Raw genomic sequence first — 19,611 nt, forward strand, 5'->3', positions numbered from 1 at the left:
ACCTCGCTGTGTTGTTTGGTCGTACTCTCAACTCTAGCGGATACAGATGTTTTTTTGTATTCTTTTTTAGCAAGAACAGATTTTGGTGTTGAGCCAAAATAATATTATCTATTTTCTTGTCACAGTTTTGTTTTTATCTTTAATTTCACCAGGTTTTGCTCATGCGAATGTTGATTCATCAATTGAAGAACAAAAAAAGGCAATAGCTTTATCAGAATCTATTTTATTTAATTTAAATACAGGAAAATTAGAAATTGATAAAGAATTAGCCCAGGAAAAATACGCATTTCCAAATTCCGAATTGAATAGAATTGAAAACGTATTAGATTCATTAGACGTTGAAGAAACAAAAAATTTACTTTTATCTCAAGGTATCGACATGGAGAATTATGAAGGTGAAATTCTATTAAAAGAAGATAGAGATGGAGTTATCCAACCGTTTGCTTGGCCGATTATTTGGCTTGCTGGAATCGGATTAGTTAGTTTTATCGGTTACTTATTTTATGATAAATACTTAACAGATAGAGAAAAAAGGAATCTAATTAATCGTTGCTACGATTCTGGTGGTCTCCCAGTAATAGACGAACGAGATACCTCTGGTCGATTTGGTACAACTAGTGATACTGCTGCAATAACTGTTGGTGGTTTTAATTTTGCATGCGCTAGAAATTAAAAGTTTTAATTAAAGAATTGATAACAAAAGTGAATATAATTCTTATAATTTTTGTTATTCAATATTGTGGTAGCAATCCTTTCATTGTGAAGTATAGGCAAACGCATGCATAACAACAAAAGTCCAGGTACTCAATTAATTTTGAGCCCGGACTTTTTATATTACTTAATATGGTATGTTAAATTTTGATAAAGAGCACTGATTTCATTTTCTGAATGTAACTTTGAAATAAAGTTTGCTCACAAACTCACATCTTTCGTTACCCTAAAAGAACCCTTTGATCAAAAAGGGTTTTTCCTTTGCGAAGAATTACACAATTTTTAACGAGAATATAAAACCCTAAAAGATATTAAATAGATGATTAGACCGACTATAGGTATAGAAGCTGTTGAAAACATAGGATACCAAACATAATCTAGAAAATAATTCGGAATAAACATATATGAACCAAGAATAAAAAAGGAATAAAATAGTATAAAAACGAAAGAAATTCTTACTGCTTTTCCTGTAACTTCTATAGAACGTTCATCTGAAACATCATATTCAGGAAGGATATAATCTTTAATTTTGGCCTGTTTATTCTTTTTCACAATGAGTAGTTGGATAACATTCATAAGTAATAAGATGATTGTGATAACTATAAATAGTTGCCCTGGTAATTTACTTATATAAACAGAAAATTCGTCTAAATAACCTCTATTCATTAATTCAAATTGTTGTTGAACTCTAACAAAATCATAAACCATAAAAGCTAACGAAGCATATAACAAAGCCCTTAAAATAACTGTCAACGACATATTCATCATTCTTCCTCCTTTTTGGTAAAAATCTCTTCAATTGGTTCATTGAAAACATTCGCAATATTCATTGCCAAAAGGAGTGAAGGAATATAACTACCTTTTTCCAATGATACAATAGTTTGTCTAGTTACCCCGACTTTTTCAGCGAGTTTTCCTTGTGTTAAATTATATTTAGCTCTAAATTCCTTCACACGATTAACGAGCAATATAACCACCTCTTCTTTCTTATTTTTAATTGTAAAGTTTGTTTGTCTTTTTGTCTAGTTAACTTTGCTTTTTATTTAAAATTATCAAAGGTAATGGTTCCGCAATAAAAAAACTGCATCTGAAAAGACGCAGTTCATCACGTATTAATGCAATTAGGGTGACACTATAACATTCTTTTTTCCTTATTTAATATATTTTTTCTGTTTCTTTTAGATGTTTAATTTTTTTAAATGCTTGTTGCTTACAAAGATGTGTATTAGTTGATTTATCAACACCTCTTGGGCTCTTGGGTTCCGTATTGACCTGTTTAGCTTGTTCAATTACTTCCTTAAAAGCTGCTTTAATTTCCTCAATTGTATAACCAGCTTCCAGTAATTCTTGAGTTGTTTGTTCTAATCTGTTCATTTTGAAATCCTCATTTATATTTTATCTATCTCCAACATTAATAATATTTAAATTTGCTAGAAATATCAAAAGAGCCGTATTTGTAGGTGCGTATAGTAAGGCTATAGTGCGTTTGGATAGCAAGGTGACTAAATCATCACATATAGAAGAAACTCCTAATAAAGAGCATCCAGTGCATTTCTACAACTGGTTAGAGGAAAGGGATAGCCTTTCAGAAATATGCAGTAGACCAAACATAGAAAACTGGCTGGAATGGTGAATGGAAATAGTTATCCAAATGAAAGTCCTATGAGGTATTATTAAATTAACGATCAGGTTAATTTAATAAGAAAGTTTTAAAATAACATTATTATTAATAGGGGCTGGTAAATTGACCAATTTATATTTTGTTAGGCACGCACATTCTATTTATACACCCGATGAATTAAATAGACCTTTATCAGAAAGAGGTTTTACTGATGCAACAATGGTTACAAAATTATTAAAAACAGAGGAAATTGGTATTGTTGTTTCAAGTCCGTATAAACGAGCTGTTCAAACTGTCAAAGGAATATCAGAATACATAAATACAGGAGTTGAAATAATAGATGGTTTTAAAGAACGTACTTTAACCACTGTTCCTGCTAGCGATTTTACTACTGCAATAACAAAAGTATGGGAGGACTACAACTTTTCGTGGGAAGGTGGAGAGTCTAACTTTGTCGCTCAAAAAAGGGGTGTAGAAACCACTTTTAATATATTAGAGAGGCACAAAGGTGAAAATGTAGTTATCGGAACACATGGGAATATAATGGTTTTAATCATGAATTTCTTTGACAGAAAGTATGATTTTTCTTTTTGGCAAAATCTTGATATGCCAGATATATATAAATTAACTTTTGATGGTAAGGTGTTAAAAAACGCAGAGAGATTATGGAGAAGAATTTAATATTCTTCTTGAATTAACCGGGTGCTTTAGTTAAATAATTAATAAAAAAGACCACTCCGTGATGGGTGGCAATAATAGTTAATATGCTAGTAATGTCCCACCGAAATGTCCTACCGTTGAAATGCTGAAAACCATTGTGGGAGTAGGGACGAAACGTTATAGATTAAATCTTAATCATTTATTCTTTTAATCTTTAAAAACATGCTCTTAATAATTAATATATAATCAAGCAGCTACAGAAATGTGGTTGCTTTTTATTATGGTCAAAAGAAGCAAAATAAAAATTGAAGATGTAAAAACAAGGATACCCAAAATAAATATTGGGCGTCCTTTTTATTTATTATTCTTCTATGATTTCTAACAAATCGGTTATTTCGCAATCCAATGCTTTACAAATTTTTTCTAAAGTCTCGAATTTAATACCATCAGTATTTTCGTTGTAAAGCTTGCTTAATCCATTTCTATGTAACCCAGTAGCATTTGCAAGATCAGAAATTTTCATTTTACGTTCCCCAAGCAGTTTTGACAAATGAACTTTAATCATTTCTATACACCATCCTTTTAATAAAATGTACATTACGGTGGTCATTTTTTCAATATTAGTGTTGACAATGCACACTGAAATGTATATTATAGTGTGTATAAAGCACATTGTAGTGTGCGAAAACCATCAAAGGTTAGTCGGTGAATGGACAAGAAATAGCCGACATGCTGCAGGAAAGCGAGGTGAAAACGATGGCATTTGAATACTTAGCACAATACGAAACATTCAATTCAATAGAGGAAATGGATCAGCATGTGGAAGAGCATATCCAGCAACATTTTTATGAACTGACAGAATCAGAACGTGCCATCGTTTATAAGCTTGCTTCACACTCTCTTAATTATCCTGGAGTGTGTCACTTAAAAGCTTCCACAATTGCTGAAGGCTTAGAGATCAGTACCAAAACAGTTTATCGAGCTATCAAGAAATTAGAATCACTAAGCATTATTAAGAAACTGTCAACTACTAAGGAAAAGGGAGGTAGAGGCGCAAACATTTATATTATTTTACCAGTCCAATCTGAAATATGTGAGAACCATTATGAGTCTTTTGAGATTGTTCCATTACAAGAAGTCTATAACCAGGTTCATAATGAAAAAGAAACTCATAAGAAATACATGAACGAGTACCAGGTGATGTTATATGACTTTATGTATTCGTTACCTCTTCTGGATAACTTTAAGGATGATCTGCATAAAGTGGTACTAGCATCTAATGTAAGCAGCATTCAAGAATTCATAAAGGCAAAGAACATCATTTTTAAGATGGTCAATGATATTAAAGATGGTGTGCTGACGGTCACTAAAACAATACGAGCCATATTCATAGGGGCTCATAAGAAGGCATTACAACGTAGAGATAGACATACACCAAAGTTAGTTCAAAAGCATGTAAATGAGTATCCAGTCCGTTTCTATAACTGGCTAACTGAATGAGATGGACCAACAATAGTATTTTAATTATGAAGGATGTGAGGACACATGAAAGTGACAGCTAAAGAGTGGTGTGTCATGTCAGACCACAATAAACAATTACTTTTGAATGCAGTAGCAAACAAATAATTATTGAAAGAAGGGAATCAGAATGCAACAACAAACATTAAGAACAGTCGTACGTGAGAATAGTAACAATGCAAATAGTTTATCTGTACAAATGATTGATTTACGAGTTGTACAACAGGCGATAGCTAATTTGATGAATAGATTTGATGAAATCACAGATAGAGGCTGGCATGAGGATCGTGGCATGGCATGTCTGTCTATTTTACAAATTCAAGATTCATTACGTTTAATTGATATGGCTTTTCATCCGTTATTCAAAAATATTACAGAAGAAGTTAATACTCTTAATATTCATGCAGAAGAATTGTATCAGACAGTGGTTAAAAGTGAATCAGAGCAATCGACTGTGGCAGCTACTAAACTTGATATCAACAGTAAGGTAGGTTGGAACGCTTTTGCCATGGAAGGCAACATAAAAACATTCACTAAAGAATTTGGTAGAGAACCAGATAGCTTTGAGGAAGTGTTAACGTATATAACTAAAACCGTAGCGAAAGTTGTGGGTAAAGGCGAGGAAAACAAAAAAGCCACTGCTGGAACAGTGACTAGTGAAAATATTACAAATTGACTTTATCAGATATAGTGAGCGGCTACAACTATTATTATGGCTGTCTCTTACTTTTAATCATACAAACAGGAGTGATGAAGCATGCAACACGTGCCAGAAACACAATCAATAGAAGAAATGAATAAACATAGAATTTATATAAAAGCCTACATTCGTTCATTAAAAGCATGTCCAACAGAGGAAGGGACCGACCAATCAAAGCACATTCCTAAGATTATTTATTATGGGGTGAAAGCAGTCAGCACCTACCCAAAATTAATTACTGCAGATGAAGCTAAAACATGCTTTGAGTTTATATCAGGCTTAAAGGCGATTATGAGTCTCTTAACGCTGCATGAGTTTATGAATCTATTCCCAATTGAGAAAGTGTTTGACGGTGCTAAATATGAAATGAAAGACTACTATTCGACACTGGAAGCCATCAACGAATTAGGGCTAGAGCCACATGAAAGAATAGGCGAAAGCATCCTGAAGCTCATCATGGAATATATGAATCGTGACATTATGGATTTTGCTGTACAAGGTATGGTAGCCATGAGTGCTATGAGACGTTTAGACGGTCATTTAGACTTGATGGAAGAATTTATGGCAACACAGGGCATGGAGACTGAGAACACGTTCAGAAACGGCAAAGGTGAGGTTATGTATGTAAGGCATGGCAAGCCTATCAAGTTGAAGCTCAACAAGAAACAGCATTTGCATATTGTTAAATAGATCCTGAGGGCATCCACAATTTATAGTGTGGGTGCTTTTGTTTTGAATGAGTATCGAAAATTTAGATGAGCTGAAAATTCAGCCTATCAACCTTTAGATTATTTTTCCTAAGAGTTAGCGCTCAGTACAAAGAGAATATTACAGTGGGGGATTTTCGCTCCTAAATTTTCAGGAGTCAAATGAGTAGTTAGGAGGTGAACGCAATTTTGCGTTGAGTAAAATGAAAATTAGAGATGAGCACTATGGAAGAGCTACATTATTTTCATTGTTAAATTCCCAAGCGTTTGGGATTTTGCCTTCCACAGCTTATTGCGTAGAGCTTTTATATTGGAACAAAATCCAAATTTGGATCCAGCTCAATTTGTCTTGTCTCCCTAAAGAACAAAAAAAGATTGAAGCATTAGCCTCAATCTCACTCACGTATTCCTGTACACACGCTCGCCGTTTTTATTAGCCCCAATCTAGCCCCACTTAGCCCCAAAACCATGCTTTAATATGCTTTATCTTGCATTGTTTAGGTAACGGAGAACTATATCATAAACGCTGATTTATCAGACTTCAAAGCACTTGTATGTTGTATTTTGCGTCATTCCTAATATATAATAAAAAGGTTATAGGAAAAAAATATAAGGGAGCATCCATAATGGCGAATGAGGCAAAATCGCAGGTGAACATTAAGCTCATTTCGACGATTCGTCCGATTGATGGAGAATCCGAAAGTCAGGAAATGTGGCTGACAGGACAGCTACTGGAGAAGACAGGAAGCTTGTATTTAAAATATGAAGAAGTGCTAGAGGATAAAATTATCCGCACTACAATGAAACTAGGCAATGAGCAGGCACTTATTATGCGATCAGGAGCAGTAAATATGCGACTTCCACTTAACATAATGGAACAACAGAAGGGCCATTATGATAGTGAATTTGGTTCAATGCCACTTGTCATCCATACGAAAAAAATGATGTTTTCAAAACAGGTAATTAACGGAGATTTCCATGTACAGTATGATTTACTAATGGGTGGGCAATCCGTTGGCAACTATACATTAGATATTACATTTACGGAGGTACAATGATGAACGCAGTAGAACAAGTACAACAGGCCATTAAGACGGCAATTGCGCAAGCTGTTGAAAAAGCTGGCTTAGTCGATGCTGGCACAGAATTAAATATTCACCTTGAAACACCAAAGGATAAGACAAATGGGGATTATGCAACAAATATTGCAATGCAATTAACAAAATTAGCAAAAAAACCTCCTCGTGCGATTGCTGAAGCCATTTTAGAAAATCTTGAAACTTCAGGGACAGATATTGAGAAAATTGATATTGCTGGTCCTGGCTTTATTAATATCACAGTGCGTAAGGATTTCTTAACAGATGTTGTGAAGGCAGTGCTTTCGCAGGGGGCTAATTATGGTCGTTCAAATGCTGGTGCTGGAGAAAAGATCCAAGTTGAGTTTGTATCTGCAAATCCAACGGGTGATCTTCACTTAGGGCATGCACGTGGAGCTTCTGTAGGAGACTCATTATGTAATGTGTTAGATATGGCTGGCTATTACGTATCTCGTGAGTATTATATTAATGATGCAGGTAACCAAATTAATAATTTAGCCTATTCACTAGAAGCCCGTTATAAGCAAGCTTTAGGTCTAGATGCTGAGATGCCTGAGGATGGCTACCATGGTGCAGATATTATTGATATTGCTGGTAAACTAGCTGGTGAGTATGGCGATACTATTTTATCCAAAACGGATGAAGATAGATTTGCCTTCTTCCGCCAGCATGGTTTAGCGTTAGAATTAGATAAATTAAAAACAGACCTTGCCAACTTCCGTGTAAACTTTGATGTTTGGTATTCTGAAACTTCGCTATATGAAAACGGTAAGATTGAAGTAGCGTTAGATAAATTAAAGGCTAATGGTCATGTATTTGAAGAAGATGGCGCTACATGGTTCAGCTCTACAACATTTGGAGACGATAAAAACCGTGTATTAATTAAAAATGATGGTTCGTTCACATATTTAACGCCAGATATCGCCTACCATGAGGACAAAATTGTTCGTGGCTTCGATAAATTGATCAATATTTGGGGTGCTGACCACCACGGCTATATTCCGCGTATGAAAGCAGCGATTCAAGCACTTGGCTATGACCGTGATACACTTGAGGTTGAAGTTATCCAGATGGTTCAGCTTTATAAAAATGGCGAGAAATTTAAAATGTCAAAACGTACAGGGAACGCTGTGACAATGCGTGAACTAGTTGAAGAGGTTGGCTTAGATGCAGTCCGTTATTTCTTCGTAAAAACTGCAGGCGATTCTCATATGGACTTTGACCTTGACCTTGCTGTTTCTCAATCAAATGAAAACCCAGTGTACTATGCACAATACGCGCATGCACGTATTTCATCGATTTTACGTTCAGCCAATGAGCAGGGCTTCGCTGCAACAACAGATAATTTAACGCTGTTGACAGCTGAAAAAGAGATTGATTTATTGAAAAAAGTAGGCGATTTCCCGCAAGTGGTAGCTGAAGCTGCGAAGCATCGTACACCGCATCGTATCGCAAACTATATTCAAGAAACAGCAGCTACATTCCACAGCTTCTATAACGCTGAAAAAGTGTTAGATGCTTCGAATAAAGAGCTAACAGAAGCGCGTTTAGCCCTTATTACTGCTGTGCGTACAACAATTGCAAATGCATTACGCTTAATCGGTGTATCAGCTCCAGAAAAAATGTAATCAAGTTTTTAGCCCCTAGCACGAAATTGTGCTGGGGGTATTTTTGTGGCTTGGGTGGATAGGAAATATGAAATGATGGATGGGAGGGCTAAAGTGATGGATAGAAAGTAGAAACTGGAGGATAGAAGCGGCAAACTGGTGGATAGAACCTAGAAAAAGTTTTATTCAACTGCTTTGAGCATTGTTTTTTCTGTTAATTTCGAAAATTTCGTTGAAGTTTACGTTAACGTCAATGATATACTGGTGGAAATTGTGAGGGGGGAGAAGATGAAGACGATTCAAGAAGTGGCGAAGGAGTTTAATGTCTCTACACGAACCATACGCTATTATGAGGAGCTTGGGCTTCTTCATCCTAGTCGTTCATCTACTAATCAGCGAACCTTTTCAAAAAAAGAGTTAGCCAAGCTTAAGCTTATTTTTCGAGGAAAGCGTTATGGATTTTCACTTGAGGAGATTAAGGAGATGGTTCTGCTATTTGATTTTGATCGCACAGGAATTCAACAATTAGAGCGAACGGTCGACTATGGGGAACAAAAAATTCAAGAGATTGATAGTAAAATAACAGAGCTTGCACAAATGAAGATGGAGTTACAGCAATTGCATGACATGTTTAGTGAAAAATTAGCGATTTTAAAGGGAGAGATGCACGATGAATAGTTCAAATTTATTAGCACGGAATGCCCGAAAGTATCCATCAACTGAAGCAGTGATTTGTCATGGCCGACGTGTGACCTATCGCGATTTAGATGAGCAGGTGACGAGGCTTAGTCATGCTTTGCTTGAAAGGGGTGTGCAGCAAGGAGATAAGGTCATCATTTTTATGCCAAATGTTGTAGAGTTTGTTGTTAGCTATTTTGCGATTCAACGCATTGGGGCAATTGTTGTACCGGTCAATGCGAAATTTACCTTACAAGAGGTAGAGTATGTGGCACAGCATGCAGAGGCTACAGCAATTCTTGTACATGAAGCTATTTTTAAAGTGGTCGAAAATATATCGGTTATTTCATTGAAAATTAAAACGGGTCAAGAGAAGGCTGGTTGGTTAAGCTTTGAGACAATAATTCAAAGTGCGACCTCTCAAATAATTGATTGTCAGCTCAAAGAGGATGACGCTTCAACGATTTTATATACTTCAGGGACAACTGGAAAACCAAAAGGCGTGTTATTTAGCTATCGTAATATTTTAACTGTAGCACAAATGATTGCAGTCGAGATGGAGGTAAAGCCTGAAAGCCGTATTCTTCTGATGATGCCGTTAACGCATTCAGCTCCCTTACATTTATTTTTAATGGCAGGAATTCTTGTCGGTTCAACACATGTATTAACTCCAACATTTACACCTGATTTGTTTTTGGAATCGATTGAGCAGGAGAAGACAACGCATTTCTTTGGCGCACCAGTTGCCTATTTGTTAACTGCTCAAATGCCGAGATTGCAAACCGCTGATTTATCCTCCATGAAGTGGTGGGTATATGGTGGCGCACCATTATCACAGAATGAAATCGGTTTTATACAAAAAGCTTTCCGCACAGATCATTTTACATGTGTTTATGGATTAACGGAGGCTGGTCCAAGTGGCTCATTATTGTTTGGTGAGGAACATAAGACAAAGGCAGGAAGTATTGGTCAGCGTGCACCTCTTGGAACGGAGATACGTATTATTAACGATGATGGAGAGGATGTACGTGCTGGTGAGGTAGGTGAAATTGTGCTATTTGGAGAGGGCAATATGTTAGGCTACTATAAGGACGATATTGCGACGAAGGCTGTATTTATAAATGGTTGGTTAAAAACAGGTGATTTAGCTCGTGTGGATGAAGATGGGTATATATGGATTGTTGATCGCAAGAAGGATGTGATCATTTCCGGTGGTGTCAATATTTATCCAAAGGAAATTGAAGATTGTATTGTAAGCTTTGAAGGGATTTTTGAGGTAGCTGTTATCGGTGTACCACATCCACAGTGGGGTGAAACGGTAAAGGCTATTTATGCTGCCAAAACGGAAATTGATGATAAGGCTCTTCAACATTATTTAGAACAGCATCTTGCTAAATTTAAAATTCCACGGATTTTCGAGCAAGTGGAAGCGCTTCCGCGGAATGCATCAGGCAAAATATTAAAGCAATCCTTGAAGGGACAAGAGGTGAGATAATTATGAAGGTACTACATCAGGAAGAAGTGAAGACAACGAATTTTTTTAAAGACAATGATACTCTCCATCGTATTTTAGAAATGATGCTCGATAAAGAGTTTGCGGAATACGCAACGCGAGAGCTAACAGATTTTGGAGAGCTTTGTGCTGGAGATATTGATAGAAGAGCGAAGCATACGGATAGAGAGGGTGAGCCTCGATTACAACGTTATAATGCCTATGGTGAAGAGGTATCAGAGATTTGGGTCAATGATGGCTATAAAAAAACGATTGAAGAGACGTACAATACCGGGATTGTAGGCTATGTGCACAAGAATATTCCACAGCTAGGAAGAAGGGGTAACTATGTATATAGCTTTGCACAAGGGTATTTACTATCCCATGCTGAGCCAGGCTTTTATTGTCCTGTTACATTAACAATGGCAACAGCTTATTTACTTGATCATTATGCGAATGATGAGGTGAAGGAACGCTTTTTACCACATGTTTGCGCAACTGGGGATACTGAGCTCTATGAGGGGGCAACCTTTTTAACAGAACGACAAGGTGGCTCGGATGTTGGGGCAAATGTTGTAGAGGCAAGACAGGAAGGTGAGCAATTCCGTTTATATGGTGAAAAATATTTTGCATCCAATGTAGGAATGTGCGGTGTAGCGATGGTATTGGCTCGACTCAAGGGGGCTTCTGCCGGCTCTAAAGGGCTAACATTATTTGCAGTTCCTTGGCGAGCGGAGGATGGTACTGTGAATAATCTTCGTATTCGCCGTTTAAAGGATAAGCTCGGTGTGAAGGCAGTACCCTCTGGTGAGGTAGAATTTGAAGGTGCACTTGCCTATATTGTAGGTGAGCCAAATAAAGGGATTTATTATATGCTAGAGGCACTTAATCTATCAAGAATTTGCAATGCTGTAGCTTCTATAGGTATTATGCGACGCGGCTTTTTAGAGGCAAAGCATTATGTGACAAATCGTTATGCCTTTGGTAAGCCTTTAACGCAATACCCAATGATTCAGGATACACTAGGAAAATTAGCGGCAAAGCTTCATGTAGAAGTAACAACAGTTTTTGATCTTATTCAGCTATATGATAAAGTGACAAGTGGTCAGGGCAATCATGAGGATATGATCATGAATCGTTTAAATATTGCCATTATGAAAAAGGAAACAGCTGAGCAAGCGGTGAAATATGCGAGTGAAGTGATTGAATTACATGGTGGAAATGGCTATATTGAAGACTTTGTGACACCTCGCTTACTAAGAGATGCACAGGTGCTTACGGTGTGGGAAGGAACTGCCAATATACTGGCATTGGAGCTGATTCGTTTAGTAGATAAATTCCAAGCCCATGAGTTGTTTGTACGTGTTATGGAGGAACGCTTAGCTAAGTTAGCTGACAGCCCTCTAGTCCAATTAGTAATGGAACAATTAGTGCATTTGAAATCGACATTGCATACATTTAGCTCTTTGGATGAAGCAACGAAAACATTTGAGGCAAAAGCGGTAGCAGAAAAAATGGCGCATATGTATGAAAGTGTTGTAGCAGTTGAATGGGCACACAGATTCGGGGGGAAATATGAAAAGCTGGCAGATATTTATTTAGAGCATACATGGGCATTAAGAGAACTAGGGGCACCGATGAAAACAGTCCAGTATTTTACAGATATCATTTAACTTCTTTCAGCAGAAGTTTCCCACCTCTATAGGCGGTGAGATGAATGCGAATTTAAGCTAATTTTCAGAGGGTGTCCAAACACCCGCTGAAAGAAGTTAAAGCCTCCGGCGGATGTCACGGAATCGAAAAGGAGTTCTTTGTGTAAGCACAAAGCCGATTCCGAACGCAATTATGCCGAGGCATAATTGATTAAAGGAGAAGTCGTCTAGATTGGTAGGCGACTTCTTTTGTTTTCATGTATAATAAAATCAACTGAATATTATAAAGGTTCTTTACTTATGTAAAGTGAAAAGGGAAATCGGTGATATTCCGATGCGGTCCCGCCACTGTATGTGCTAGTTTTTTCAATGTACGCCACTGAAAGTTTTTCGGGAAGGCTTGAAAAAACGTATGTAGCACAAGCCAGGAGACCTGCCTTTATAGAAACACGTTTCAACCTACGAGGATAGGGTGGTGGATTTTGCGTATTTTTGTGCATTAATACCCCTCACTTTGAATGAGGGGTATTTGTTTTGATTAGAAAAAGTGGGCGATAAACTTACAAAGTTTGTCGATTACTGATCCATCAGCAAAACAAGTTGTTACAATATAGGCACCGATAAACTAGGAGGATTCACATGAAGAAATTTTGGAAATTAGGATTGGCCGCATTTTTGGCAATTGGCTTACTTGTGGCCTGTGGGGAAGGGGCAAAAAATGAAAAGCCCGCATCTTCTGAGCAGCAAGAAACATCACAGGTAGACAAAGCAACATTCCCAATGACGATAACGGATGCTGTTGGCAAGGATATTACGCTGGAAGCACCCCCTGAGAAAATAGTCTCTCTTATTCCAAGTAACACAGAGATTTTATTTGCTCTTGGCTTAAACAATGAAATAATTGGTGTTACCGATAATGATGATTATCCTGCAGAGGCAGCTGAAAAGCAAAAAGTTGGCGGTATGGAATATAATAATGAGCAAATTATTGCCTTAAATCCAGATATTGTGTTTGCTCATGAATCGAGTATGACACTTTCGGCAGGGGCCATTGAACAGCTTGAATCTGCCGGTTTAAAGGTTTTTGTGGTAAAAGATGCGAAGGACTTTAATGAGACATATACAACAATTGAACAACTAGGTCGTGCAACTGGGAAATTACCTGAGGCCGAAAAAATTATTAAAGATATGAAGGCAAAAGTAGAAGAGGTTCTAGCAAAACTCGAGGATGTAAAGCCAAAGAAAGTCTTTGTAGAAGCATCTGATGAGCCACAAATATTTACAGCTGGTAAAGATACATTTATGAATGAAATATTAAATATGATTCATGCCGAAAATGTTGCGGCAGATACAGCAGGCTGGTATGAAATCAGTTCCGAACAAATTATTGCAAAAAATCCAGATGTCATCGTGGTGACATATCATTATGTACCTGATATTTTAACAAAGCTACCACAGCGTGCTGGCTTTGACACAATTAATGCTGTGAAAAATAAAGCCATTGTTCAGGTAGATGAGAGTACAACAAGTCGTCAAGGACCTCGTTTAGGAGAGGGACTTGAAGAATTAGCGAAAGCTATCTACCCCGAGGCATTTGAGTGAGTAAAATAGTCACAGCCTATGTAACCGCCATAATGCTTCTTATCATCAGCATCTGGTGCGGCGTAGCAATAGGCTCTGTTCATATTCCGCTAGAGGTATTGTGGAATAAAGCAGCTGATGAAACGGCTGCCAATATTTTTTGGAAAATACGCCTGCCACGAGTTCTCCTAGCAGGGCTTGTGGGTGCGTCACTTGCCATTGCAGGAGCTGCTTTTCAGGGCTTGTTAAAAAACCCTTTAGCAGACCCTTATACATTAGGTGTTTCTTCAGGTGCATCAGTTGGAGCCGTAATGACAATATTTTTTGGCATATCAATTCCAGTAGTTGGACTCTATGCATTGCCAACCTTCAGTATGCTTGGAGCAGTGTTAACGATGGTAGCAGTCATGAGCTTTGCAAGAATAGTAGATCGTTCATTGAAAATGGAAACGCTGATTTTAACTGGGGTCATCTTTAGCTCATTTTTAGGCTCACTTATTTCTCTAATGATTGCCTTATCTGGTGAGGAGCTGCGGCAAGTGATAGGGTGGCTGCTTGGTTCAGTATCCATGCGCGGCTGGCCTTTCGTGCAAATGATTATCCCATTTGTAATAGTAGGTTCATTAATGCTTTGGACACAAAGAAGGGAATTAAATGTACTGCTATATGGGGAAGAACGTGCAAAGCACTTAGGTGTTAATGTGAAGCGGAGTAAGTATTTAATTTTAGTAGGTGGATCCATGTTGACAGGAGCAGCAGTAGCTGTTTCAGGTACGATTGGTTTCGTTGGATTAGTTGTACCACATATGACAAGGATGATTTGGGGCTCAGACCATCGTCATTTATTACCATTATCATTTTTAAATGGCGCTACATTGCTTATTATTTGTGACTTAATCGCACGAACAATTATTATGCCAAGGGAGCTACCGATTGGTGTTATTACTGCATTTATTGGGGCACCTGTTTTTTCCTATATTTTTTATAAGCAGCGAAGAAGCAAGGGGGTACGGGCATGATTGTCGTTGAACATCTATCAGGTGGCTATGATGACGTACCGATCGTCAAAGATATTAGTTTATCAGTGGAAAAGGGGAAGATATTAGGAATATTAGGTCCAAATGGTAGCGGAAAATCCACACTGTTAAAAGTGATTAGCGGCATATTACCAGCAACTGCAGGTACTATAAAAGTGGATGGCAAAAATATTAATTCATACAACGCTCGTGCCTTGGCAAAAAAAATGGCTGTTCTTCCACAATTACATGCGAATGCCTTCTCAAACAGTGTGCGAGAGGCTGTATCACTTGGACGCTATCCACATCAATCAGGCTTTTTTTCCAGCTGGTCGGATCATGATGAACAAGCAGTCCAACACGCAATGGCCCAAACAGATGTGACACGCTACGAACACACACCAATGGAATTTTTATCGGGTGGTGAGCAGCAACGAGTTTTTGTAGCTCAAGCTTTAGCGCAGACAGCAGAAATATTATTGCTGGATGAACCAACCAATCATTTAGATATTGCACATCAGCGGCAAATTTTAGATATGGTGCGGAAAGAAGCAGTAGAATGCGGATTAACCGTTATTATGGTGTTACATGATATGAACTTAGCTTCACTTTATTGTGATGAATTATTATTAATGGAATCGGGACAGATGCGTGCTTTTGGGGTACCCCATGAAGTATTGATGGCTTCCCAAATTGAAGATGTCTATCAGGCGAGGGTAGCGACCTATGCACATCCTGAAATTCCAAAGCCACAAATAACGATGATGCCTGAATCGGGTGAGCATCTGCAACGTGCACATATTAACAGAGAAAATTTTATGGTTACTGAACATTATATTCAGTTAAAATCTGATTTTCCTTTAAAAACAGTTTCCTCTGCTGTCCATAATCCAGGAATTGGCTGGTATGATTGCCTCTTAAATCGCTCAGTTCCAGGGGATTACGTCATAAGTGATGTCAAGCGAGAGGTTGCAGCATTTTTACAGAGGGAGAATTTTTCTTCTACGAGTACGGTTGTCATGTTAACAGCTGTTCCATCAAGGCTGGTAGCGATTAATGAATATACAGCATCCTTTGGCAGTGTGCTCGTTGCGGTTACTGCTGGTGTGGGCAATGCTGTGGATGTTTCTCGTGCACATGAACGACAGATCGAACCATATATTGGTACTATAAATACATGGGTTATTATCAATGGAAGTCTATCAGAGGAAGCTTTTTTCCAAGCAATGATGACTGCAAATGAGGCAAAAACTAAGGCATTACAGTCAGAAGATATTCGTGATGAACTTAGTGGAACTATTGCTACAGGAACTGCTACAGATAGTTTGCTGATTGCTGCTACACAAAAAGGGAAAGAAATGCTGTATGGCGGGCCCATTACAGAGGTAGGAAAAATCATTGGTAAAGGTGTTTTTGCGACAACTGTGCAAGCCATTAAAAATTATAAAAATGGATGATAGGAGATGAGAGAGATGAAGCTTTACACGAAAACAGGGGATACAGGCAAAACAAGTCTTATTGGTGGACGCGTTGACAAGGATAGCTTACGAGTGGAAACTTACGGGGCTATTGATGAATTAAATTCATTTATTGGAAAGGCAGTAAGTGAACTAGATCGTGAGCTTTTTAAAGATATTCTTATTGACTTAGAAGCAATCCAGCATGAGCTTTTTGATGCAGGAGGGGACCTTGCAAATGTTATGAAGGAGCGTCATTATAAGCTTACTGAGCAGCCGATTGAAGTGTTAGAATCACGAATAGATGCTTTATCAGATGAAGCACCGCCTTTACAGCGTTTTATTTTACCAGGAGGTGCTTCAGCCGCTGCAACCTTACACATTGCCCGTACAGTTGCACGTCGAGCAGAACGCCAAATGGTAACCCTCATGAAGGAAATTGAGGATGTACCGACAATTGTTCAAAAGTATTTAAATCGATTATCTGATTATTTATTTGCCGCTGCACGAGTTGTGAACTTTAGACTGAAGGTTTCTGATATTGAATATATTCGAAGCGGTAATGTTTTTGAAAATTAAGGTAAAATTATTGTAAAGAAATTGAGAAATGGCTACTTTGATAAAATTCAGGGTGGCTTTTTTTCTTGGAAAATGTAAGAATATAAAATTATCAGAAATATTTCCGTTTTATGTTGACTGAATGCTCACTCATTTATTAGAATAGGAATATAATGATGAAATGATGTACATTTACGTATGAGCTAGCAAATTTACCACAAAGAGAGAAAATTACGACAAACTAAAGGGGGGACCAACCATGAGTCCATTATTAATTGCAAACATTGTTTTAACAGTCGTGGTTGTGCTTTATGCAGTAGGATTATTCTTCTATCTGTTAAAAACACGCTATAAGTTTGTGCAATTGGGGAAAAAGGTTGAGTTTGATGAAAGTGTAAAAGAACGAATTCGTTATATTATGGTCAATGTATTTGGCCAAAATAAACTTCTGAAAGATCCAAAGAGTGGATTAATTCACGTGATGTTCTTTTATGGATTTTTAATGGTGCAGCTAGGTGCCATTGATTTAATTTGGAAGGGATTAGTACCTGAATCACATTTGCCGCTGGGTATTTTCTATGGTGTCTTTACGTTCTTCCAAGAGCTTGTGGTCTTAATGATTTTAGTAGCAGTTGTCTGGGCGTTTTATCGCCGCTATGTAGAAAAGTTAGTACGTCTAAAACGGGGCTGGAAAAACGGTCTTGTATTAATATTCATTGGTGGCTTAATGGTATCAACATTAATCGCTAATGGTATGGGGTTAATTTGGCATGGTGAGGATTTAACATATACAGAACCAGTTGCTTCTAGTATTGCTGCTATTTTTAGTTTCCTACCAGCAACTGCAGCAGCAGCTATATTCTATGTGATGTGGTGGGCACACTTATTAATTTTATTAACATTCCTAGTGTATGTACCGCAATCCAAGCACTTCCACTTAATTGTTAGTCCACTTAATGTTTATATGAATCGTCTAGATCGTGTAGGAACGCTAACACCAATCGACTTTGAAGCATTAGAGGAAGCTGGAGAAAATGCTGAAAGTGAAGATGAGATGCCATCTATTGGGGTTGGACGAATTCAGGACTTTACGCAAAAGCAAATGCTAGATTTATATTCCTGTGTAGAATGTGGGCGCTGTACAAATATGTGTCCTGCAACAGGAACAGGTAAAATGCTATCACCGATGGATTTAATTGTGAAGCTTCGCGACCATTTAACATTTACAGGTGCAGTGGTGACAAAGCAAAAGCCGTGGGTACCTTATCAATTCTTTGCTAATACAAAGGGGAATCAGTTAGCAATGGCAGCTGGTGCCGAGGGTGCGGTAATTGAAGATATATACAGTCCATCTTTAATTGGTGAAGTGATTACTGAAGAAGAGATTTGGGCATGTACGACTTGTCGTAACTGTGAGGATCAATGTCCAGTTATGAATGAACATGTCGATAAAATTATTGACCTTCGTCGTTATTTAACAATGACGGAAGGGAAAGTAAATCCAGATGCACAACGAGCGATGACAAATATCGAGCGTCAAGGAAATCCCTGGGGCTTAAACCGTAAAGAAAAAGAAAATTGGCGTGACCTTGATCCAACAATCAATATTCCAACAGTCAAAGAGCTGAAAAAATCTGGCGAGGAAATGGAATATTTATTATGGGTAGGCTCAATGGGTGCATTTGATAATCGTTCACAAAAAATTGCCTTAGCCTTCTGTCGTCTATTAAATGAGGCAGGTGTGAAATTTGCAATTTTAGGAAATAAAGAGAAAAATTCAGGAGATACACCTCGTCGTTTAGGAAATGAATTTTTATTCCAAGAGCTTGCGACAGCGAATATTGATGAGTTTGAGAAAAACGATGTGAAAAAAATTGTGACAATCGATCCTCATGCTTACAATATCTTTAAAAATGAATATCAAGACTTTGGCTGGAAGGGTGAAGTATATCACCACACAGAGCTATTGAATCAGCTAATTGAGGAAAATCGACTTGCATTGAATTATGAAGTTCATGAAACAATTGTATTCCATGATTCTTGTTACTTAGGTCGTTATAACGATGTTTATGATGCACCGCGTGAGATACTACGAGGTATTCCAGGTGTGAAACTTGTAGAAATGGAGCGTAATCGCGAAACGGCTATGTGCTGTGGTGCGGGTGGTGGCTTAATGTGGATGGAAGAACATGTTGGTAACCGTATTAATGTTGCACGTACAGAGCAGGCTTTAGCAACGAATGCATCTGTTATTTCATCGGGCTGTCCATACTGCTTAACAATGCTAGAGGATGGTACAAAGGCAAAAGAGGTTGAGGATACAATTGGAACATTCGACGTTGCAGAACTATTGGAGCGATCTGTGTTTGGTGAAAAAGGGAAAGTAGTTGAAAATCCTGCTGAAGAAGCTGCAGATGAGATGCTTGAAGAGGTAGTGGCTTCTGTAGACAATGTCGAAGAAGACAAGAATGTAGAAATTAACGCAGAGAAATGATGGCTATTGTAGAAATATTTTAGTTATCTGAAAAATATAAATTGCACAATAAAAAATTGTTT

General features: G+C 37.7%; 19 protein-coding genes and 1 riboswitch. Of the genes, 15 read left to right on the plus strand and 4 right to left on the minus strand.

Annotation, left to right across the window (positions count from 1 at the left end):
* The first annotated feature begins 88 nt into the window (after window positions 1–88).
* Window positions 89–673 carry a hypothetical protein gene (locus tag ACQKIM_RS04650; RefSeq protein WP_427539779.1) on the plus strand — a complete coding sequence of 195 codons (585 nt, stop codon included), beginning with the start codon at window positions 89–91 and terminating at the stop codon, window positions 671–673.
* Window positions 674–993: 320 nt separating this feature from the next.
* Here the strand turns inward: ACQKIM_RS04650 and ACQKIM_RS04655 are convergent, their stop codons facing one another.
* The 3 genes from ACQKIM_RS04655 to ACQKIM_RS04665 form a co-directional block, all read right to left on the minus strand.
* Window positions 994–1,476 carry a hypothetical protein gene (locus tag ACQKIM_RS04655; RefSeq protein WP_427539782.1) on the minus strand — a complete coding sequence of 161 codons (483 nt, stop codon included), beginning with the start codon at window positions 1,474–1,476 and terminating at the stop codon, window positions 994–996.
* Window positions 1,476–1,682, minus strand: a complete 207-nt coding sequence (locus ACQKIM_RS04660) for a helix-turn-helix transcriptional regulator (RefSeq protein WP_427540138.1) — start codon at window positions 1,680–1,682, stop codon at window positions 1,476–1,478. The genes ACQKIM_RS04655 and ACQKIM_RS04660 overlap by 1 nt, the downstream gene beginning before the upstream one ends.
* A gap of 184 nt (window positions 1,683–1,866) precedes the next feature.
* Window positions 1,867–2,085: a hypothetical protein gene (locus ACQKIM_RS04665; RefSeq protein WP_427539785.1), complete on the minus strand. Its 219-nt coding sequence runs from the start codon at window positions 2,083–2,085 to the stop codon at window positions 1,867–1,869.
* A gap of 370 nt (window positions 2,086–2,455) precedes the next feature.
* On the opposite strand from ACQKIM_RS04665, the gene ACQKIM_RS04670 reads away from it, so the two are divergent.
* On the plus strand, window positions 2,456–3,013 hold the full coding sequence (locus ACQKIM_RS04670; RefSeq protein ID WP_427539788.1) for a histidine phosphatase family protein: 558 nt from the start codon (window positions 2,456–2,458) through the stop codon (window positions 3,011–3,013).
* 340 nt (window positions 3,014–3,353) lie between these two features.
* Here the strand turns inward: ACQKIM_RS04670 and ACQKIM_RS04675 are convergent, their stop codons facing one another.
* Entirely contained in the window at window positions 3,354–3,557 is a 204-nt protein-coding gene (locus ACQKIM_RS04675; RefSeq protein ID WP_427539791.1) for a helix-turn-helix domain-containing protein, read from the minus strand.
* Window positions 3,558–3,748: 191 nt separating this feature from the next.
* On the opposite strand from ACQKIM_RS04675, the gene ACQKIM_RS04680 reads away from it, so the two are divergent.
* The 13 genes from ACQKIM_RS04680 to ACQKIM_RS04740 all read left to right on the plus strand — a co-directional run bounded on the left by ACQKIM_RS04680 (window position 3,749) and on the right by ACQKIM_RS04740 (window position 19,549).
* On the plus strand, window positions 3,749–4,492 hold the full coding sequence (locus ACQKIM_RS04680) for a helix-turn-helix domain-containing protein (RefSeq protein WP_427539794.1): 744 nt from the start codon (window positions 3,749–3,751) through the stop codon (window positions 4,490–4,492).
* Between the two features lie 148 nt (window positions 4,493–4,640).
* Window positions 4,641–5,186 (plus strand): hypothetical protein, encoded by a 546-nt coding sequence (locus ACQKIM_RS04685; protein WP_427539797.1) that lies wholly within the window; start codon window positions 4,641–4,643, stop codon window positions 5,184–5,186.
* An 81-nt stretch (window positions 5,187–5,267) separates the two neighbouring features.
* Window positions 5,268–5,900 carry a hypothetical protein gene (locus ACQKIM_RS04690; protein WP_427539800.1) on the plus strand — a complete coding sequence of 211 codons (633 nt, stop codon included), beginning with the start codon at window positions 5,268–5,270 and terminating at the stop codon, window positions 5,898–5,900.
* 643 nt (window positions 5,901–6,543) lie between these two features.
* The gene (locus ACQKIM_RS04695; RefSeq protein WP_427539803.1) at window positions 6,544–6,975 is read left to right on the plus strand and encodes a DUF1934 domain-containing protein; all 432 of its coding nucleotides are present in this window, start codon (window positions 6,544–6,546) and stop codon (window positions 6,973–6,975) included.
* Complete coding sequence (gene argS / locus ACQKIM_RS04700) at window positions 6,975–8,642, plus strand: arginine--tRNA ligase (protein WP_427539806.1); 1,668 nt, start codon at window positions 6,975–6,977, stop codon at window positions 8,640–8,642. Before ACQKIM_RS04695 ends, argS begins: the two co-directional genes overlap by 1 nt.
* Window positions 8,643–8,909: 267 nt before the next feature.
* Entirely contained in the window at window positions 8,910–9,299 is a 390-nt protein-coding gene (locus tag ACQKIM_RS04705) for a MerR family transcriptional regulator (RefSeq protein ID WP_427539809.1), read from the plus strand.
* Complete coding sequence (locus ACQKIM_RS04710; protein WP_427539812.1) at window positions 9,292–10,794, plus strand: class I adenylate-forming enzyme family protein; 1,503 nt, start codon at window positions 9,292–9,294, stop codon at window positions 10,792–10,794. The genes ACQKIM_RS04705 and ACQKIM_RS04710 overlap by 8 nt, the downstream gene beginning before the upstream one ends.
* 2 nt (window positions 10,795–10,796) lie before the next feature.
* Window positions 10,797–12,464, plus strand: a complete 1,668-nt coding sequence (locus tag ACQKIM_RS04715; protein ID WP_427539815.1) for an acyl-CoA dehydrogenase family protein — start codon at window positions 10,797–10,799, stop codon at window positions 12,462–12,464.
* A 249-nt stretch (window positions 12,465–12,713) separates the two neighbouring features.
* Window positions 12,714–12,898, plus strand: a riboswitch (cobalamin riboswitch).
* 184 nt (window positions 12,899–13,082) lie between these two features.
* A complete protein-coding gene (locus ACQKIM_RS04720; RefSeq protein WP_427539818.1) occupies window positions 13,083–14,045 on the plus strand; it encodes an ABC transporter substrate-binding protein in 963 nt (320 codons plus the stop codon).
* Window positions 14,042–15,043 (plus strand): FecCD family ABC transporter permease, encoded by a 1,002-nt coding sequence (locus ACQKIM_RS04725; RefSeq protein ID WP_427539821.1) that lies wholly within the window; start codon window positions 14,042–14,044, stop codon window positions 15,041–15,043. Before ACQKIM_RS04720 ends, ACQKIM_RS04725 begins: the two co-directional genes overlap by 4 nt.
* Window positions 15,040–16,497 (plus strand): adenosylcobinamide amidohydrolase, encoded by a 1,458-nt coding sequence (locus ACQKIM_RS04730; protein ID WP_427539824.1) that lies wholly within the window; start codon window positions 15,040–15,042, stop codon window positions 16,495–16,497. Before ACQKIM_RS04725 ends, ACQKIM_RS04730 begins: the two co-directional genes overlap by 4 nt.
* A gap of 15 nt (window positions 16,498–16,512) precedes the next feature.
* Complete coding sequence (locus tag ACQKIM_RS04735; protein ID WP_427539826.1) at window positions 16,513–17,076, plus strand: cob(I)yrinic acid a,c-diamide adenosyltransferase; 564 nt, start codon at window positions 16,513–16,515, stop codon at window positions 17,074–17,076.
* A gap of 238 nt (window positions 17,077–17,314) precedes the next feature.
* Window positions 17,315–19,549, plus strand: a complete 2,235-nt coding sequence (locus ACQKIM_RS04740; protein WP_427539829.1) for a heterodisulfide reductase-related iron-sulfur binding cluster — start codon at window positions 17,315–17,317, stop codon at window positions 19,547–19,549.
* The last annotated feature ends 62 nt before the right edge of the window (window positions 19,550–19,611 follow it).

Source organism: Lysinibacillus sp. NPDC047702, assembly GCF_050272555.1.
In the GTDB taxonomy this organism is placed as follows: Bacteria; Bacillota; Bacilli; order Bacillales_A; family Planococcaceae; genus Lysinibacillus.

What these genes read in the sequence shown, in the direction of transcription:
- argS (WP_427539806.1), top strand. Translation starts at nt 6,975, where the DNA reads ATGAACGCAGTAGAACAAGTACAACAGGCCATTAAGACGGCAATTGCG.
- ACQKIM_RS04695 (WP_427539803.1), top strand. Translation starts at nt 6,544, where the DNA reads ATGGCGAATGAGGCAAAATCGCAGGTGAACATTAAGCTCATTTCGACG.
- ACQKIM_RS04720 (WP_427539818.1), top strand. Translation starts at nt 13,083, where the DNA reads ATGAAGAAATTTTGGAAATTAGGATTGGCCGCATTTTTGGCAATTGGC.
- ACQKIM_RS04655 (WP_427539782.1), bottom strand. Translation starts at nt 1,476, where the DNA reads ATGAATATGTCGTTGACAGTTATTTTAAGGGCTTTGTTATATGCTTCG.
- ACQKIM_RS04705 (WP_427539809.1), top strand. Translation starts at nt 8,910, where the DNA reads ATGAAGACGATTCAAGAAGTGGCGAAGGAGTTTAATGTCTCTACACGA.
- ACQKIM_RS04690 (WP_427539800.1), top strand. Translation starts at nt 5,268, where the DNA reads ATGCAACACGTGCCAGAAACACAATCAATAGAAGAAATGAATAAACAT.
- ACQKIM_RS04685 (WP_427539797.1), top strand. Translation starts at nt 4,641, where the DNA reads ATGCAACAACAAACATTAAGAACAGTCGTACGTGAGAATAGTAACAAT.
- ACQKIM_RS04675 (WP_427539791.1), bottom strand. Translation starts at nt 3,557, where the DNA reads ATGATTAAAGTTCATTTGTCAAAACTGCTTGGGGAACGTAAAATGAAA.
- ACQKIM_RS04680 (WP_427539794.1), top strand. Translation starts at nt 3,749, where the DNA reads ATGGCATTTGAATACTTAGCACAATACGAAACATTCAATTCAATAGAG.
- ACQKIM_RS04735 (WP_427539826.1), top strand. Translation starts at nt 16,513, where the DNA reads ATGAAGCTTTACACGAAAACAGGGGATACAGGCAAAACAAGTCTTATT.
- ACQKIM_RS04740 (WP_427539829.1), top strand. Translation starts at nt 17,315, where the DNA reads ATGAGTCCATTATTAATTGCAAACATTGTTTTAACAGTCGTGGTTGTG.
- ACQKIM_RS04730 (WP_427539824.1), top strand. Translation starts at nt 15,040, where the DNA reads ATGATTGTCGTTGAACATCTATCAGGTGGCTATGATGACGTACCGATC.
- ACQKIM_RS04665 (WP_427539785.1), bottom strand. Translation starts at nt 2,085, where the DNA reads ATGAACAGATTAGAACAAACAACTCAAGAATTACTGGAAGCTGGTTAT.
- ACQKIM_RS04715 (WP_427539815.1), top strand. Translation starts at nt 10,797, where the DNA reads ATGAAGGTACTACATCAGGAAGAAGTGAAGACAACGAATTTTTTTAAA.
- ACQKIM_RS04710 (WP_427539812.1), top strand. Translation starts at nt 9,292, where the DNA reads ATGAATAGTTCAAATTTATTAGCACGGAATGCCCGAAAGTATCCATCA.